Source organism: Crenobacter sp. CS_VA4 (genome assembly GCF_055597485.1).
Map to the genome: position 1 here is coordinate 1 of NZ_JBVMAE010000081.1, position 623 is coordinate 623.

Genomic DNA, 623 nt, shown 5'->3' on the forward strand with positions numbered 1-623 from the left:
GCTGTTTTGCTCAAGTTGTACATCTACGGCTACCTCAACCGGATTCAATCAAGTCGTCGTCTGGAACGAGAAACGCAGCGCAACATCGAGCTGATGTGGCTGCTTGGACGGCTCTCTCCCGACTTCAAGACGATTGCCGACTTTCGGCGCGACAACGGTACTGGCATACGCAATGTCTGCCGGCAGTTTGTCGTACTGTGTCGGGAGCTGAATCTGTTCACTCAGGCCGTCGTCGCGATTGATGGCAGCAAGTTCAAGGCAGTGAACTCCCATGACCGCAACTTCACGCGTGGCAAACTGGAGAAGCGTATCCAGGAGATTGATCACTGCATCGAACGCTACCTTACCGCGATGGAAACGGCGGACCGTCAACCGGCCGAGATTGCAGAAGCCAGAACAACTCGGCTCAAACAAAAAATGGCCACGCTGCAAGCCCGGCTCGAAAAGCTCAAGCATATCCAGAGACAGCTGGAACAAGAGCCTGCAGGGCAAATTTCACTGACAGACCCGGATGCCCGAGCGATGGCCACCAGCACCAGTCGTGGACTGGTCGGGTACAACGTTCAGACTGCCGTCGATACTCGACATCACCTCATCGTCGCCCACGAAGTGACCAACCATGG

General features: G+C 55.5%; 1 protein-coding gene. It reads left to right on the forward strand.

Going from position 1 to position 623, the window contains the following annotated elements:
* A partial coding sequence (locus ACZ2IA_RS22785) for a transposase (RefSeq protein ID WP_470294872.1) occupies nt 1-623 on the forward strand: 623 nt, incomplete at both ends.